Source organism: Shinella sp., assembly GCF_052438155.1.
GTDB lineage: Bacteria > Pseudomonadota > Alphaproteobacteria > Rhizobiales > Rhizobiaceae > Shinella.
This window is the reverse complement of the sequence record NZ_JBQVPI010000002.1, coordinates 1-15,097: the sequence shown is the minus strand read 5'-3', so window position 1 is coordinate 15,097 and position 15,097 is coordinate 1. Positions and strand designations below refer to the sequence as shown.

17 protein-coding genes and 1 tRNA gene are annotated in these 15,097 nt (G+C 60.6%); 11 read left to right on the top strand and 7 right to left on the bottom strand.

Translation table 11 applies throughout. The features are described 5' to 3' along the window. Window positions 1-326 precede the first annotated feature (326 nt). A complete protein-coding gene (locus ACT6VE_RS04730) occupies window positions 327-461 on the top strand; it encodes a hypothetical protein (RefSeq protein ID WP_444797475.1) in 135 nt (44 codons plus the stop codon). Between the two features lie 836 nt (window positions 462-1,297). Further along, window positions 1,298-1,387 (top strand) — tRNA-Ser (locus tag ACT6VE_RS04725). 467 nt (window positions 1,388-1,854) lie between these two features. Here ACT6VE_RS04725 and ACT6VE_RS04720 read toward each other — a convergent pair. After that, entirely contained in the window at window positions 1,855-2,484 is a 630-nt protein-coding gene (locus ACT6VE_RS04720) for a MarC family protein (protein ID WP_444797474.1), read from the bottom strand. A 238-nt stretch (window positions 2,485-2,722) separates the two neighbouring features. Here ACT6VE_RS04720 and gyrA point away from each other — a divergent pair, with 238 nt between their 5' ends. Next, on the top strand, window positions 2,723-5,500 hold the full coding sequence (gene gyrA / locus ACT6VE_RS04715) for a DNA gyrase subunit A (RefSeq protein WP_444797473.1): 2,778 nt from the start codon (window positions 2,723-2,725) through the stop codon (window positions 5,498-5,500). A gap of 122 nt (window positions 5,501-5,622) precedes the next feature. Here gyrA and ACT6VE_RS04710 read toward each other — a convergent pair whose 3' ends face one another. Continuing rightward, window positions 5,623-5,769: a hypothetical protein gene (locus tag ACT6VE_RS04710; RefSeq protein WP_444797472.1), complete on the bottom strand. Its 147-nt coding sequence runs from the start codon at window positions 5,767-5,769 to the stop codon at window positions 5,623-5,625. Window positions 5,770-5,782: 13 nt separating this feature from the next. Continuing rightward, the gene (locus tag ACT6VE_RS04705; protein ID WP_444797471.1) at window positions 5,783-5,908 is read right to left on the bottom strand and encodes a hypothetical protein; all 126 of its coding nucleotides are present in this window, start codon (window positions 5,906-5,908) and stop codon (window positions 5,783-5,785) included. Between the two features lie 250 nt (window positions 5,909-6,158). On the opposite strand from ACT6VE_RS04705, the gene coaD reads away from it, so the two are divergent. From coaD to ACT6VE_RS04670, 7 genes are all read left to right on the top strand, one after another. Continuing rightward, window positions 6,159-6,653, top strand: a complete 495-nt coding sequence (gene coaD / locus ACT6VE_RS04700; protein WP_444797470.1) for a pantetheine-phosphate adenylyltransferase — start codon at window positions 6,159-6,161, stop codon at window positions 6,651-6,653. A 33-nt stretch (window positions 6,654-6,686) separates the two neighbouring features. Then, window positions 6,687-7,247 carry a peptidylprolyl isomerase gene (locus ACT6VE_RS04695; protein WP_444797469.1) on the top strand — a complete coding sequence of 187 codons (561 nt, stop codon included), beginning with the start codon at window positions 6,687-6,689 and terminating at the stop codon, window positions 7,245-7,247. Between the two features lie 83 nt (window positions 7,248-7,330). Next, complete coding sequence (locus tag ACT6VE_RS04690) at window positions 7,331-7,846, top strand: peptidylprolyl isomerase (protein ID WP_444797468.1); 516 nt, start codon at window positions 7,331-7,333, stop codon at window positions 7,844-7,846. 80 nt (window positions 7,847-7,926) lie between these two features. Continuing rightward, complete coding sequence (locus ACT6VE_RS04685; RefSeq protein ID WP_444797467.1) at window positions 7,927-8,376, top strand: DMT family transporter; 450 nt, start codon at window positions 7,927-7,929, stop codon at window positions 8,374-8,376. 7 nt (window positions 8,377-8,383) lie between these two features. Next, on the top strand, window positions 8,384-9,451 hold the full coding sequence (gene queA / locus ACT6VE_RS04680) for a tRNA preQ1(34) S-adenosylmethionine ribosyltransferase-isomerase QueA (protein WP_444797466.1): 1,068 nt from the start codon (window positions 8,384-8,386) through the stop codon (window positions 9,449-9,451). Continuing rightward, the gene (tgt, locus tag ACT6VE_RS04675) at window positions 9,448-10,578 is read left to right on the top strand and encodes a tRNA guanosine(34) transglycosylase Tgt (RefSeq protein WP_444797465.1); all 1,131 of its coding nucleotides are present in this window, start codon (window positions 9,448-9,450) and stop codon (window positions 10,576-10,578) included. Before queA ends, tgt begins: the two co-directional genes overlap by 4 nt. 28 nt (window positions 10,579-10,606) lie before the next feature. Next, window positions 10,607-11,095 carry a hypothetical protein gene (locus tag ACT6VE_RS04670; RefSeq protein ID WP_444797464.1) on the top strand — a complete coding sequence of 163 codons (489 nt, stop codon included), beginning with the start codon at window positions 10,607-10,609 and terminating at the stop codon, window positions 11,093-11,095. A 6-nt stretch (window positions 11,096-11,101) separates the two neighbouring features. Here the strand turns inward: ACT6VE_RS04670 and ACT6VE_RS04665 are convergent, their stop codons facing one another. From ACT6VE_RS04665 to ACT6VE_RS04655, 3 genes are all read right to left on the bottom strand, one after another. After that, complete coding sequence (locus ACT6VE_RS04665) at window positions 11,102-11,524, bottom strand: DUF4864 domain-containing protein (protein ID WP_444797463.1); 423 nt, start codon at window positions 11,522-11,524, stop codon at window positions 11,102-11,104. Window positions 11,525-11,734: 210 nt separating this feature from the next. Next, complete coding sequence (locus ACT6VE_RS04660) at window positions 11,735-12,262, bottom strand: GNAT family N-acetyltransferase (RefSeq protein WP_444797462.1); 528 nt, start codon at window positions 12,260-12,262, stop codon at window positions 11,735-11,737. 296 nt (window positions 12,263-12,558) lie between these two features. After that, complete coding sequence (locus ACT6VE_RS04655; RefSeq protein WP_444797461.1) at window positions 12,559-12,993, bottom strand: BA14K family protein; 435 nt, start codon at window positions 12,991-12,993, stop codon at window positions 12,559-12,561. 270 nt (window positions 12,994-13,263) lie between these two features. On the opposite strand from ACT6VE_RS04655, the gene ACT6VE_RS04650 reads away from it, so the two are divergent. Next, the gene (locus tag ACT6VE_RS04650) at window positions 13,264-14,244 is read left to right on the top strand and encodes a GlxA family transcriptional regulator (protein WP_444797460.1); all 981 of its coding nucleotides are present in this window, start codon (window positions 13,264-13,266) and stop codon (window positions 14,242-14,244) included. A gap of 46 nt (window positions 14,245-14,290) precedes the next feature. On the opposite strand, the gene ACT6VE_RS04645 is transcribed toward ACT6VE_RS04650, so the two are convergent. Beyond that, complete coding sequence (locus ACT6VE_RS04645; RefSeq protein ID WP_069058793.1) at window positions 14,291-15,067, bottom strand: amino acid ABC transporter ATP-binding protein; 777 nt, start codon at window positions 15,065-15,067, stop codon at window positions 14,291-14,293. Between the last annotated feature and the right edge of the window lie 30 nt (window positions 15,068-15,097).

Here is a 15,097-nt window from a genome sequence, read left to right as displayed (position 1 = left end):
TATTCGTTCGGCTCACGAAATTTCACGGCTTCCCGCACACTTGGCGTGGTCGAAGCGCTGCAGCCAACAGCAACAAAAACACGTGGACCTATTTTGCAGACAGTGGAGCGTGGCGAACTATAATGTCCGAGCGAACCAGCCAGGAGCCTTAGGTGTGTTCCCCTTGTGATGGAGTAAGGTTGCCATGTCACACGCCAGAGTCAAGCCAATGCAGGTATGGGCGACACCTGTGAAACCTACAATTGAGCCCCTCGCACTGTTATGTAGGATGCGCCCTTGCCGAAAAATACCAGTAGGGAACGCCGTCTAAAACATTGAATGAAGAGGTGCGCTGGCTGTTCTTTGCCATGATCGAAACCGGATGTCGGCCTTCCAAACTGCGCAGTCTGGAGCCGGAAGACATCCACCTTGATGCCAACGTACCATTTACCGCCATCATTTTCACAGATGATCGCCGTTGAAGACGGAGAACAGTATTCGCGACGTAGTGTTGGTCGGTGTCTCGCCGGGGCAATGTGCAGCGCGCTAAATGGCTTGCCTCTCTATCAGGACAAGGAAACGAACCTTTCTGCCCTGTTGATGAGGCACCTGCGAAAAAAGACTGGTGCCGGAAGGTGGCAAACACCGAGTCTATTCGTTGCGGTACACCTATGAGAAGCGGATGGCTGAGGCTGGCTACAATGACGAGTACCGCCGCCACGCGCTCGCTCACGAACGATGCGACCGGAATATGGCGACGGGGGTTCACTCGAGTTGTGGTGTGATAGGATGGTGGCCATCGCGTTGAACCTCGATCATTCCGTTCTGGGAGGGCGATGACCGATTTCGAACCGGTCACGTCGTACGGCAGCACGTGCGGCGGCAAGCCGCGCAGATCGCGTGTCTCACATCGCGAGTTCGCGTTCCAATCGCTCGAATATAGGCCAATAGAACTCACTCCCTCGTTCATTTTCGAGAATGTCGGCGAGATCAGCCACCGCCTTATTTGATTTGCTCAACGGTATGAGGTGATCTGCGAAAAGTCTCGTCTTCATCCCGGTGCTGCTGGCAGCGCTATGCGGGATGAAGCGAGGGGAGGTCGTCGCTCTGTGCTTACGGGACATTGCCTTTGCGAACGCCGCGATAGCGGTAGCGATCTGTACAGCCACGGGATGCCCGGAATGCGGCGGAGCAAGTTGACGCGGCAATCAAAGCTGCTAAAACGCCAGCCATCGAATGATTGGGTAGCAAAGCGGTAGGCATCGCCGTTTTTGGGGAAACGGGTAAGATATCGATTACTCAACCAAATCAATCGCATGGAAGAGTGTCCGAGTGGTTTAAGGAACCGGTCTTGAAAACCGGCGTGCGGGAAACCGTACCGTGGGTTCGAATCCCACCTCTTCCGCCAATCCAATTGTTTCTGTTTAGTAACTATCAGTTTTTCGATCCTGCGCACAAAACGACGTACGCAATACGCCCTGATCCATCTCCTCGGTCTGTCGAGGAAAGATGCGGAATCACGCACCCTTTCGGCCTCACGAATCGACACGCCGATCAACGAGCTCACACGATCTAGGTGTTTGCTCCCAGCGAAGGAGAAGAAGCCACACTGGAGAGCTTTGGCGGCCGTTTGGTTCCAGAAATTCTGAAGTACCGGAGGTCTGGAGCAAAAAAACGGCGTTGGCATTCATCGCCCTACGTCCTGCTGGCATGCGCTCTCCCCAAACAGCGCTCGCAGTCTGGTTTGGGCATTTTGGGGTGCTCTGAAGCTACCCCTAAAAGCGCATTCCCCTCAAGTTCGCGCCCTGCCGGACAGCGAGAGGCTTATAGTCCCGGCGATTTTGAGGCGCGGGAATGCGGCGGGCCCGTCCGACGTCACCCAACGAAGACCGATTTGACCCCATCCACCACGAACTGCACCGCCAGCGCCGCCAGGATGACGCCGAGGAGGCGGGTGAGGATGGCGCGACCGGTGTTGCCGAGGAAGCGGTCGATGCGTTCAGCGATCACCAGCGAGAGGAAGAGGATGGCGATGCAGAGCGCGATGACGCCGATGAGGGCGCTGCGTTCCAGCGCCGACGGGAAGGAGCCGGAGGTGAGGATCGTCGCGGAGATGGCGCCGGGGCCGGCGATGAGGGGCAAGGCGAGGGGGAAGACGGCGATATTGTGGATGTGATCACGGGTGATCGCCACTTCGCTGGTCTTTTCCTTCCGCTCATTGCGGCGCTCGAAGATCATTTCAAAGGCGATCCAGAACAGCAGCAGGCCGCCGGCGATGCGGAAGGCGCCAATCGAGATGCCGAGCAGCGACAGCACGCCGGCGCCCGTGAGCGCGAAAACCGCCAGGATACAGAAGGCGATGATGCAGCCGCGCAGCGCCACCTGCTTGCGTTGCGCGCGCGTCATGCCGACGGTCAGGCCCAGGAAAATCGGTGCGAGGCCGGGCGGGTCGATGGTTACGAGCAGCGTCGTGACCGCATTGACCAGAAGGTCGATGTTGAGCATTGCGGCGTTCCCCTCGCCATTGTGCGGCCGCTTTTGACGGCTTTATGCCCGCATTGTTAGGCGAGGGTCGTGTGCAAGGGAAGGGCAGTCGCAGACTTGCACCGACAATGTCACGAAAATGCGCAAATTGGCGGATTTTACTTGCAAAAGCCTGTTCAAAACCCTTTGCAAAATTGGCGTGACAGACGCCGGTAGGCTATAAATCAAGACTGATTCTGAACAACGATCGTGATCAAAATTGACAGAGCAATCGACACCCGGCGGCAAAAACCCACCCGGCATTGAGCCTATTTCCATCATAGAGGAAATGCAGCGGTCGTATCTCGACTACGCGATGAGCGTGATCGTGTCCCGCGCGCTGCCCGATGTGCGTGACGGCCTGAAGCCCGTGCACCGGCGCATCCTCTACTCGATGAGCGAGATGGGCGTCGACTGGAACAAGAAATATGTGAAGTCGGCGCGCGTCACCGGTGACGTGATGGGTAAATACCATCCGCACGGCGACAGCGCGATCTATGACGCGTTGGCCCGCATGGCGCAGGACTGGTCGCTCCGCCTGCCGCTGATCGACGGTCAGGGCAATTTCGGCTCCATCGACGGCGACCCGCCGGCAGCTCAGCGCTACACGGAATGCCGTCTGGAAAAGGCAGCTCACTCGCTGCTCGACGACCTCGACAAGGAAACTGTCAACTTCCGCGACAACTACGACGGCACGATGAGCGAGCCCGTCGTCATGCCCGCGAAGTTCCCCAACTTGCTCGTTAACGGTGCTGGCGGCATCGCCGTCGGCATGGCGACGAACATCCCGCCACACAATCTGACTGAAGTCATCAACGGCTGTATCGCGCTGATCGAAAACCCGGCGATCGAATTGCTCGACCTTATGCAGCACATCCCGGGGCCGGACTTCCCCACCGGCGCGCTGATTCTCGGGCGTGCTGGCATCCGCCAGGCCTACGAGACAGGCCGCGGCTCGGTCATCATGCGCGGCCGCGCCCATATCGAGCCGATGCGCGGCGACCGCGAGCAGATCATCGTCACGGAAGTTCCCTTCCAGGTGAACAAGTCGTCGATGATCGAGAAAATGGCCGAACTGGTGCGCGACAAGCGCATCGAGGGCATTTCGGACCTGCGCGACGAATCCGACCGGCAGGGCTACCGCGTCGTCATCGAGCTGAAGCGCGATGCCAATGCCGAGGTTATCCTCAACCAACTCTATCGCTACACGCCGCTGCAGACCTCCTTCGGATGCAACATGGTGGCGCTGAACGGCGGCAAGCCGGAGCAGATGACGCTGCTCGACATGCTGCGCGCCTTCGTGTCCTTCCGCGAGGAAGTCGTCAGCCGCCGCACCAAATACCTGCTGCGCAAGGCGCGTGACCGTGCCCACGTCCTGGTGGGTCTTGCAATCGCGGTTGCCAATATCGACGAAGTGATCAGTCTCATCCGCCGCGCGCCCGATCCGCAGACGGCGCGCGAGCAGTTGATGGAGCGCCGCTGGCCGGCGAAGGACGTCGACGTGCTGATCAAGCTCATCGACGATCCGCGTCATCGCATCAACGAGGACCTCACCTACAATCTCTCCGAGGAACAGGCCCGTGCCATCCTCGAGCTGCGCCTCGCCCGCCTCACGGCGCTCGGTCGTGACGAAATCGACGAGGAACTGAACAAGATTGGCGAGGAGATCAAGGATTACCTCGACATCCTCTCCTCGCGCCTGCGCATGATGAATATCGTCAAGGACGAGCTCATCTCCGTGCGCGACGAATTCGGCACGCCGCGCCGCTCCGTGATCGTCGAGGGCGGTCCGGACATGGACGACGAGGACCTGATCGCCCGCGAGGACATGGTGGTGACCGTGTCGCATGCCGGCTACGTCAAGCGCGTGCCGCTTGCGACCTACCGCGCGCAGCGCCGCGGCGGCAAGGGCCGCTCCGGCATGGCGATGAAGGACGAGGATTTCGCAACCCGCCTCTTCGTTGCCAACACGCATACGCCGGTCCTGTTCTTCTCCTCGCGTGGCATCGTCTACAAGGAGAAGGTCTGGCGCCTGCCGATCGGTACGCCGCAGTCGAAGGGCAAGGCGCTCATCAACATGCTGCCGATCGAGCCGGGCGAACGCATCACGACGATCATGCCGCTGCCCGAGGACGAGACGACGTGGGAAAACCTCGACGTCATGTTCTCGACGACCCGCGGCACGGTTCGCCGCAACAAGTTGTCGGACTTCGTCCAGGTCAACCGCAACGGCAAGATCGCGATGAAGCTCGAGGAAGAGGGCGACGAAATCCTCAACGTCGAAACCTGCACAGAGCAGGACGACGTGCTGATGACGACGGCGCTCGGCCAGTGCATTCGCTTCCCGGTCGATGACGTGCGTGTCTTTGCCGGCCGTAACTCGGTCGGCGTGCGCGGTATCTCGCTTGGCGCCGGCGATCGCATCATCTCGATGACCATCGTCAGCCATGTCGATGCCGAGCCGTGGGAACGCGCTGCCTACCTGAAACGCTCCGCCGCCGAACGCCGTGCGAGCGGTGTCGACGAGGAGGATATCGCACTGGTCGGGGAAGACGTCGGTGAAATCGGCGACTTGTCTGAAGAGCGGTATCAGGAACTGAAGGCGCGTGAACAATTCGTGCTGACGGTTTCGCAGAAGGGCTTTGGCAAGCGGTCGTCTTCCTACGACTTCCGTACATCTGGTCGTGGCGGCAAGGGTATCCGCGCCACGGACACCTCGAAGACCAACGAGATCGGCGAAGTCGTCGCGGCCTTCCCGGTCGAGGACAAGGACCAGCTCATGCTCGTTTCGGACGGCGGCCAGCTGATCCGTGTGCCGGTCAATGGCATTCGCATCGCCAGCCGTGCCACGAAGGGTGTGACGATCTTCTCGACCGCCAAGGACGAGAAGGTTGTGTCGGTCGAGCGTATCAGCGAGCCGGAAGGTGAGGATGATGCGGAGGAGATCGGCGTCGAAGGCGAGATCGAAGCCGTGGATGTGGCGCCGACTGAAGAATAGGCGCGCAGCATTCTTATAGAAATTAAAAAGCCGGACGGGCAGGGAACGACCGTCCGGCTTTTCATATGGTGCGGGCAGCCCGGAGGGAAGGCTACCCGCTCTAACGGCGACAAGGGGGCGCGTTAAACGCCGAAGCCGCCTGCTTCTGTTTTCAGCTTCACCACCTTCAAGGCCGCGCGGTCACGTTTCAAATCGATGATCGTGCGCATGAAGTCGAAGGTGAAGACGGTGCTGATAAACACTGTGAAAAGAATGGTAAGTGCGGCCATCATGCGTCTCCACTCAGCGCAGCCACTTGCCGCGGCCGACTGCCTTCGGCGTGATGGGGCGATCCTCTTGCCGCAGGGCATGGATCGTCGCAAAGCTGAGCGCGATGAACATCGTCATGCAAAGAATTGCCAGTGCCATTTTCGTGTTCCTTCCAGCCAGAGGAAACGCAATACTTGGTTCGGTGTGTTCGGACGGTACAATGCGCGACTGCGACCTTTGTTCCCGACCTCCATGCTTGCTATATAGACATAGTGCGGCTGAAACGGGTTTGAACGGTCTGTTCACCTAGAGTTCATCTTCGCGACCGGGGACAGTCGCGGGTAGAGCCGTGCGGAGCCTTGCGAATTTGGGCTGTCCGTGACAAAAGGCGGCAAACGGGACCCTGCCGATGACAGTTGCCTTCTATCCTGGCTCTTTCGATCCGATCACCAACGGCCATATCGATGTCCTCGTGCAGGCGCTGAACGTGGCTCCCAAGGTCATCGTCGCAATCGGTATCCATCCCGGCAAGACCCCGATGTTTTCCTTCGAAGAGCGGGCAGCCCTAATCCGTCAATCTCTCGCCGAAGTACTGCCGGATCGGGCAGGGGATGTCAGCGTCGTTTCGTTCGCCAATCTGGTCGTCGATGCGGCACGCAGCCACAATGCCCACCTGCTCATCCGTGGGTTGCGCGATGGTACGGATCTCGACTATGAAATGCAGATGGCCGGCATGAATCGCCAGATGGCGCCGGACGTGCAGACCGTCTTTCTACCGGCCGGCGTTGCCTCGCGGCCCATTACCGCCACATTGGTCCGCCAGATCGCGGCCATGGGCGGCGATGTCAGCGCCTTCGTTCCGGCGCCCGTCTTTGCGGCTTTGAATGCCCGCAAGAACAGCTGACACAATCATCCTGAACCCCTCAAGGGAGCTATCATGAACATCCTTCGTCTCGCTTTTGCCGGAGCCCTTCTCCTCGCGACAACCGCTGTTGCGCAGGCTGCCGACTTCCTCACGATCCAGCTGAAGGACGGCCCGGTCGTCATCGAGCTTGATACCAAGGCCGCGCCGAAGCACGTCGAGCGCATGAAGGCACTCGCCGCTGCCGGCGAATATGACAATGTCGCCTTCCACCGCGTCATCGAAGGCTTCATGGCCCAGACTGGCGACGTGCAGTATGGCGACCTGGCGGACGGCTACCAGGCACAGGCGGCCGGCACGGGCGGTTCCAGCCAGCCGGACCTTCCGGCGGAATTCTCCGAAGTGCCCTTCCAGCGCGGCACCGTCGGCATGGCGCGGTCGCAGGACCCGAATTCCGCCAACTCGCAGTTCTTCATCATGTTCGCGCCCGGCGACTTCCTGAACGGCCAGTACACGGTCGTCGGCAAGGTCGTGTCCGGCATGGAGAACGTTGACAAGATCAAGCGCGGCGACGACGCCAACAACGGTTCCGTCACCGACCCTGACCGCATGGTCAAGGTCACCGTCGGCAAGTAAGTGAACTTTTTGGTTCGCTGCCGGTTGTAATCGCAAAACCGTACCACACCTTTTGCGCAACAGACTTTTGAAGGAGAAAGACCATGGCCGAGATCAAGGATCCGGAAAACACCATCATCATGGAGACGACGAAGGGCAAGGTTGTCATCCAGCTGCTTCCGGATCTCGCACCGGGCCACGTGGCTCGCGTCAAGGAATTGACGCGCGAAGGCGCCTATGACGGTGTCGTCTTTCACCGCGTGATCGAAGACTTCATGGCGCAGACCGGCGACGTGCAGTACGGCAAGACCGCAGGCAAGGATTTCAACCCGGCCCGCGCCGGCATGGGCGGCTCGGAAAAGCCGGACCTGAAGGCCGAATTCTCCAACATGAGCCACGTGCGCGGCACGTGCTCGATGGCCCGCAGCCAGATGCCGAACTCCGCCAATTCGCAGTTCTTCATCTGCTTCACGGATAGCCCGTGGCTCAACAAGCAGTACTCCGTCTGGGGCCAGGTCATCGAAGGCATGGACAATATCGACAAGATCAAGCGCGGCGAGCCGGTGCGTGATCCCGATACCATCGTCTCGATGAAGGTTGCCGCCGACGCGGCTGCCTGATAGAGAAACGTTCGATTTCGACCGCGCTCGCCACGGCGGGCGCGGTTTTTCTTTATGCGCTTTTCAAGAGACAAGTCGATATGGCTGCTTTCCTCTGGGCGCTGCTCGGCGTTGCGGCCGGCGCGTGCATCGCAATCCAGGCTCCCATCAATGCCATGCTCGGTCGCGGGCTGGGCATGCCGGTGGCTGCCGCCTGCGTGTCGTTCCTGTCCGGCGCCATCATCCTCGCCGTCGTTATGCTGGCGACCGCCTCTTTTGAAGGCCGGGGACCCGATTGGCGCGGGCCAGCCGTCTGGTTGTATTTCGCTGGTGGCGCGCTCGGCACGGTCTATGTCACCACCGCCATCTTCCTGACGCCGCGCATCGGTGCTGCCGCCGTCATGGCTTTCGCCGTCACAGGCCAGCTTCTCGCCGGAATCCTGCTGGATCGCATCGGCTTCCTCGGCATGGCCGTGCGCGAAGTTTCCGTCGGCCGCATCGCCGGCGCCATGCTGCTCGTCGTCGGCGCGCTGATGATCCGCTTCTACTGAGGGTTTCATGCGCGTAGACCTCTTCGATTTTGATCTCCCGGAAGCCAGCATAGCACTTCGTCCGGTGACGCCGCGCGAAGCTGCAAAGCTCCTCGTCGTGCGCCCTGAGACGGATGCCCCCTACGAAGACCTCACCGTTGGCGACCTGCCGTCGCTTCTGCGGGCAGGCGATGCACTGGTCTTCAACGATACACGTGTAATTCCCGCCCAGCTGGAAGGCATCCGCCACCGCGAAGGCGCGGGCGGCCAGAAGGTTTCCGCGACGCTGCATATGCGCATTGCCGGCGACCGCTGGAAAGCCTTTGCCAAGCCCGGCAAACGCATCAAGATCGGCGACCGCATCACCTTCGGCGCGGGCGACGATCTATCGGCGACCGTCGAGGCGAAAGGTGAGGGCGGCGACGTCACCCTCCATTTCGACGCCTCCGGCCCCGACCTAGATCGCGCCATCGCCATCGTCGGCCATATCCCGCTGCCGCCCTACATCGCGTCCAAGCGTGAGGACGACGAAGCGGACCGCCGAGACTACCAGACGATCTATGCCCGCGAGGAGGGCGCCGTCGCCGCGCCCACCGCCGGCCTGCACTTCACCGACGCGCTCTTCGAAAAACTCGATGCGCTGGGTGTCGAACGGCATTTCGTAACGCTGCATGTCGGCGCCGGCACTTTTTTGCCGGTCAAGGCGGATGACACGACCGACCACGTCATGCATGAGGAGATCGGCTATGTCTCGCAAGAGACCGCTGCCGCGCTCAACGCTGTGCGAGCGCGGGGCGGGCGCATCGTCTCTGTCGGCACGACGTCGCTGCGCCTGCTCGAAAGTGCGGCCGACGCGGATGGCACGATCAAGCCGTGGTCGGGTGCCACGGGCATCTTCATCACCCCCGGCTACCGTTTCCGCACGGCCGATATATTGATGACCAATTTCCATCTGCCGAAATCGACGCTGTTCATGCTCGTCTCGGCCTTCTCCGGCCTGGATACGATGCGTGGTGCCTATGCGCATGCGATCGCGGCCGGCTACCGCTTCTATTCCTACGGCGACTCCAGCCTGCTTTTCCGGAACGACCGATGACCGAAACATTCCAGTTCAAATTGCTCGCAACAGACGGCAAGGCGCGCCGCGGCGAGGTCTCCATGCCGCGCGGCACCATCCGCACGCCGGCCTTCATGCCGGTCGGCACGGTGGGCACCGTCAAGGCGATGTATCTTGACCAGGTGCGCGAACTCGGCGCCGACATCATCCTCGGCAACACCTATCACCTGATGCTGCGGCCCGGCGCAGAGCGCGTCGCGCGGCTTGGCGGCCTGCACGAACTCATCCGCTGGAAGCACCCGATCCTGACGGATTCCGGCGGTTTCCAGGTCATGTCGCTTTCGGGCCTGCGCAAGCTTAACGAACAGGGCGTGACCTTCAAGAGCCATATCGACGGCGCGCTGCACCACATGTCGCCGGAGCGCTCGATCGAAATCCAGGGCCTGCTCGGCAGCGATATCCAGATGCAGCTCGACGAGTGCGTGGCGCTTCCGGCGTCGCCCAAGGAAATTGAGCGTGCGATGGAAATGTCGCTGCGTTGGGCCGAGCGCTGCAAGGTTGCCTTTGGCGACCAGCCGGGCAAGGCGATGTTTGGAATCGTGCAGGGCGGCGATATCCCGCATCTGCGCGTCCGCTCAGCACAGGCGCTGGCCGAGCTGAACCTCAAGGGTTACGCCATCGGCGGCCTTGCTGTCGGCGAGCCGCAGGAGGTCATGCTCGACATGATCGACACGACGATTCCGCATATGCCTACCGAGAAGCCGCGTTACCTGATGGGCGTCGGCACGCCGGACGACATGCTGAAATCCGTCGCCCGCGGCATCGACATGTTCGACTGCGTGATGCCGACCCGCGCTGGCCGCCACGGCCTCGCCTTCACCCGCCGCGGCCGCATCAACCTGCGCAACGCCCGCCATGCGGAAGACATGAGGCCGCTCGACGAGGAATCGAACTGCCCGGCCGCCCGCGACTATTCGCGCGCCTATCTGCACCACCTCATCCGCGCCAACGAGTCGCTCGGCGGCATGCTGCTGACCTGGAACAATCTGTCCTATTACCAGGACCTGATGGCCGGCATCCGCAAGGCGATCGAGGAAGGACGTTTTGCCGATTTCATGGCGGAGACGCAGGAAGAATGGGCGAGGGGCGATCTCGCCCCGCTCTAAGATTATTGTTTGCTTTGAAGTGCACCCGATGCTGCTGCTCGACGACCCGCGCTGGAAAGATTTACAGCATGCCTATGGCGAGGCCACCGATATCCCGGCGCTTTTGCACCTCCTTGCTCAATCATCAGGCCCTAAAGCCGACTATCAGGAAGAGCTGTGGTTCGGGTTGTGGTCAAGGTTATGTCATCAGGGCGATGTTTACACCGCTTCATACGCGGCCGTTCCCCATATCGTTCGTATTGCGGCCGACGCTACAGGACCAATAGACACGTCCTTTTTCTTGCTGCCGACCAGCATCGAGATCGCGCGACAGACTGGTAGAGGTCCACATGTTCCGCAGGCTTTTGCCGAGGCTTATCATCGTGCGATCGGCCTTCTGCCCGACAATGCGTTTCTTCACCGACATAAGGCATGGGATCGGTCGATGCTCCTGTCGATTGCCGCAGCGCAAGCGGTTGCAAAGGGGCATGTCGATTTAGCGGAATCGCTGTTAGACATGGCTGACGAGCACGAGTGAAGTGCCTTAGATTTCCGGTCCCGGCGCGGCGCGTACCATGTGCACGCCGTTGATCTTGTAGCTGCCGTCCGGCTGCTTCACGAGCTGGTAGAGTGCCGTCCAGTCCTTCCCGTCCGGCCCGGAGATCAGCACCTCCTGCACCACCATGTCGCCCGCGACCTTCGAGCGGCCGAAGGCGAAATTGCCCGGCCGGTAGACCGGCGCGTAGCCCTTCTTCACCATGTCGAAGAAGGCACCCTCGCTCGGAAATTTGCCGCGGATGGTGGGTGAGGCGAAGGAATAGGCCGTCTTCGCATCGTCGTTCAGGAAGGCATCGATCTGGCTCTGGATGATACCCTGCGCCGTATCGACGGGCTCCTCCGCCCGGGCGAAGGAGGACGATATCACCGGCAGGAAAACGCAAAGGAACAAGGCGGCAGGCAATTTCATGGCGCGCACTCCTTTTCTGCGGAAGGTAGAGTAGCACGGGAATTTTCAAGGGGCTGCCCCCCTTTTGTGGGGAGGTAAGGCGCTTCAATGGATAAAAATTTCGATTTAAAACAATATGATATTTAAATTAATTAAACCAAAGCAATAATATTAAATATCTGCGATATAAGGCGCTAAGCAAATACAAAGCAGCGGACGGAGCGCGCCTTCCTATGCCGCGTTCCTTCGAAAGACCACGATGTCCGAATCCTGATATGTCGACCGGGCGAACTCCTGGAAACCATGCCGCTGGGCAAGGCGTATGGAGGGCGCATTGTCTGGATCGATGATGCAGGTGATGGCGGCACCGCGGTGGTTGGCCTCCGCCCAAGGCAATATCGTCTCCAGCACCTCGCTGGCGTAGCCGCGACCCTGATAGTCCGGGATCAGACCCCAGCCTGCTTCCATGGTTCCCTCGATGCTGGGTACCAGCCCCCTGCGCATTTCATGGAAGCCGGATTCTCCGATGAGCTGTCCTGAAGCCTTTTCCGTGATCGCCCAGAAGCCGAAACCCATGACGCTCCACATGCCGATATGGCGGAGGAGGCGGACCCACGACTGCTCCCGCGACAAGGGGACGCCGGCAATGTACCGGACGACCTCCGGCATGCTCCACATCGCCGTCAGTGCGTCGAGATCGTCAGATTGAAAGCCACGCAGAACGAGGCGGTCGGTTTCAAGAACAGGTATGTTGGGCATCGGACCGAGTAGCGGGAAATTGGAGGATGTGCGGGTTCAGGAAGGGAGGCAGGTTCTGATTTTGGCGGGGCCGGACTGGATTCGCAACAACCTACACTGGAAAGATCGACGTAGTCGACATGCTCCGTCCCGCGCTCCACCGGATTGGCACGTCGGCTTACTTTTTTCCATCGGCAGATGGGATCCCGTTCGAGCTGGATTCCTGACCAGTTCAAGTTTCAATCAGGCAGGGAAAAGCCCGCCGAGGCGGGCTTTTTGCGAGTTCATCAAGAACCCAGCGGAATCAGGCCGCCGCCTTACGAGTACGGCGAAATGCAAGCCCTGCGCGAACCATAGTTCGGCTGGAACGTGTTGTCGTAGGCGCGGTATGACCGGTAGCGGTTGGAGCACCAGTTCACATGCGAGTTGCCGCCAGCCTGCGGTTGGTTGGCGATCGCACCGCCGATTGCCGCGCCCAGGCCGAAGGCTGCAAGCGGATACCACCAGCCGTCCGAATTGCGGCGATAGCCGGGGCGATAATCACGGTATCCGCGATGGCCATGCCAGCGACGGTCCGCACGGCGTTCGTACCGATCACGACGGCGTTCAACGCGATACTGCACCTGCTCCACCGAGGATGCTTCCGGCACCGGCACGCGGGCGAATGTCACTGCCTGGGCCGGAACAACGGATGTCAGTCCAACGGCGAGCGAGAGAAGCCCGGCGGCGAGACCGGTCTTGAGATTAAACATGGCGCAACCTTTCTTGCTTGTTCTGCAACGGAACGCGGCACAGGGTATTTGGTTCCCACCAGCGTGTCGAACGGCGTCATTTCCAAAACAAAAAAAACGGGTTGGTCCGCCTTGTCGGCTCGCCAACCCGTTCCGGTAAATTGCGGATCAGGGTGTTCGGGGTACAGGGGCTCTCACCACAATCCGGCTGCATCTCCGGATCTCCTGTGACGTCGATCATGCCCGAACGCGCTTTTGCCGATTGACATAATCCGCATCTTTTTTGACAATTTGCCCATGAGCAAAAAAGCACAACGGCAAGGGCCACTCGATGTCACGATCGTCCTCCTGCCTGAATCGTCGATCATGTCGCTTGCTTCGGTTCTTGACCCGATGCGCGCCGCGAATCGCGTCGTGCCGGAGCCGGTGTTCCGCTGGAAGATCCTGTCGCCGCAGGGCAAACCCGTCCTGCTGACCTGTGGTGTGGAAATCCGGGTGGACGGTGACTTTGCCGACGTGACCAGCGGCGACGCGCTGCTTTTGATTGCCGGCTTCAACCAGGACCGCCATGCCGACCGCAATTTCGTTGCCCGGCTCAAGAAGGTAGCCCGTCGCTTCGGCGTGGTGGCGGGCATCGAATCGGGTTGCTGGCTTTTGGCGCGTTCAGGGCTGCTCGACGGGCGCGATGCGACGGCGCATTGGGAAGAACTCGAAGATTTCGCGGCGGCCTTTCCGGCACTCAACGTGCGGGCCGACCGATTCGTCACTGATGGCCCGCTGTGGACGTCCGGTGGCGCTTCGCCGACATTCGACATGATGCTGCATCTGGTGCGCGAGCAGTTCGGCTCCGCCGTGGCGCTCGATGTGGCGAGTGTCTTCGTCTATGACGAGACCCATGCGGCAACGGACGCACAGCCGCTCGTCTCGCTTGGCCGGTTGGGGGAGCACCAGCCGGAATTGGCCGCTGCGATCCGCCTGATGGAGCGCACCATCGATCGGCCGCTGACGATTGCGGCCCTTGCCCGGCGACTCGGGTTTTCGACACGCAAGCTGGAGACACTGTTTGCCAACGGTCTCGGCATCGGGCCTGGAACGTATTACCTGCGCCTGCGGCTGACGGCAGCGCAGCGGATGGTTCGCGACACGCCGCTGTCGATCCAGGACGTGGCGCTGCGCAGCGGCTTTGACAGCCTGTCCGCCTTTTCGCGCGCTTTCCGCAATCATTTTGGCGCGAGCCCCCTCAAACTTCGGGCTGAGCAGCGCGCCAAATGAAAAAGGCGGGCTGCTAGGCCCGCCTTCTGATTTCCGTGCCGACCGCTTAGTGGAGGATTTGGCTGAGGAAAAGCTTCGTGCGTTCATGCTGGGGATTGTCGAAGAATTCGGCCGGCGAATTCTGTTCGACGATCTGGCCCTGGTCCATGAAGATGACGCGGTTGGCGACCTGGCGGGCAAAACCCATTTCGTGCGTCACGCACAGCATGGTCATGCCTTCTTCGGCCAGCGACACCATAGTGTCGAGCACTTCCTTGACCATTTCCGGGTCGAGCGCTGACGTCGGCTCGTCGAACAGCATGATCTTCGGCTTCATGCAGAGCGAGCGGGCGATCGCCACGCGCTGCTGCTGGCCGCCGGAGAGCTGGCCCGGATATTTGTGGGCCTGTTCCGGGATCTTGACGCGCTTCAGGTAGTGCATCGCCACTTCCTCGGCGTCCTTCTTCGGCATCTTGCGCACCCAGATCGGGGCCAGCGTGCAGTTTTCCAGGATCGTCAGGTGCGGGAAGAGGTTGAAGTGCTGAAACACCATGCCGACTTCGCGGCGCACTTCGTCGATCTTCTTCAGGTCGTTGGTGAGCTCGATGCCATCGACGACGATCTGGCCCTTCTGGTGCTCTTCCAGACGGTTGATGCAGCGGATCATCGTCGACTTGCCGGAGCCCGACGGGCCGGCGATGACGATGCGCTCGCCCTTCATCACCTTGAGATTGATGTCGCGCAGCACGTGGAAATCGCCGTACCACTTGTTCATGTTGGTGATCTCGACGGCGACGTCCGTCGTGGAGACCGCCAGCTTTTGCGCCTGGGCTTGGTTGGCCATTGTTGTTTCCTCTCAGTTATCTTTTGTGGC

Excerpts from the sequence above, each read along its gene's own strand:
- ACT6VE_RS04720 (WP_444797474.1), bottom strand. The coding sequence starts at position 2,484 with ATGCTCAACATCGACCTTCTGGTCAATGCGGTCACGACGCTGCTCGTA.
- ACT6VE_RS04710 (WP_444797472.1), bottom strand. The coding sequence starts at position 5,769 with ATGGCCGCACTTACCATTCTTTTCACAGTGTTTATCAGCACCGTCTTC.
- ACT6VE_RS04705 (WP_444797471.1), bottom strand. The coding sequence starts at position 5,908 with ATGGCACTGGCAATTCTTTGCATGACGATGTTCATCGCGCTCAGCTTT.
- coaD (WP_444797470.1), top strand. The coding sequence starts at position 6,159 with ATGACAGTTGCCTTCTATCCTGGCTCTTTCGATCCGATCACCAACGGC.
- ACT6VE_RS04695 (WP_444797469.1), top strand. The coding sequence starts at position 6,687 with ATGAACATCCTTCGTCTCGCTTTTGCCGGAGCCCTTCTCCTCGCGACA.
- ACT6VE_RS04690 (WP_444797468.1), top strand. The coding sequence starts at position 7,331 with ATGGCCGAGATCAAGGATCCGGAAAACACCATCATCATGGAGACGACG.
- ACT6VE_RS04685 (WP_444797467.1), top strand. The coding sequence starts at position 7,927 with ATGGCTGCTTTCCTCTGGGCGCTGCTCGGCGTTGCGGCCGGCGCGTGC.
- queA (WP_444797466.1), top strand. The coding sequence starts at position 8,384 with ATGCGCGTAGACCTCTTCGATTTTGATCTCCCGGAAGCCAGCATAGCA.
- tgt (WP_444797465.1), top strand. The coding sequence starts at position 9,448 with ATGACCGAAACATTCCAGTTCAAATTGCTCGCAACAGACGGCAAGGCG.
- ACT6VE_RS04670 (WP_444797464.1), top strand. The coding sequence starts at position 10,607 with ATGCTGCTGCTCGACGACCCGCGCTGGAAAGATTTACAGCATGCCTAT.
- ACT6VE_RS04665 (WP_444797463.1), bottom strand. The coding sequence starts at position 11,524 with ATGAAATTGCCTGCCGCCTTGTTCCTTTGCGTTTTCCTGCCGGTGATA.
- ACT6VE_RS04660 (WP_444797462.1), bottom strand. The coding sequence starts at position 12,262 with ATGCCCAACATACCTGTTCTTGAAACCGACCGCCTCGTTCTGCGTGGC.
- ACT6VE_RS04655 (WP_444797461.1), bottom strand. The coding sequence starts at position 12,993 with ATGTTTAATCTCAAGACCGGTCTCGCCGCCGGGCTTCTCTCGCTCGCC.
- ACT6VE_RS04645 (WP_069058793.1), bottom strand. The coding sequence starts at position 15,067 with ATGGCCAACCAAGCCCAGGCGCAAAAGCTGGCGGTCTCCACGACGGAC.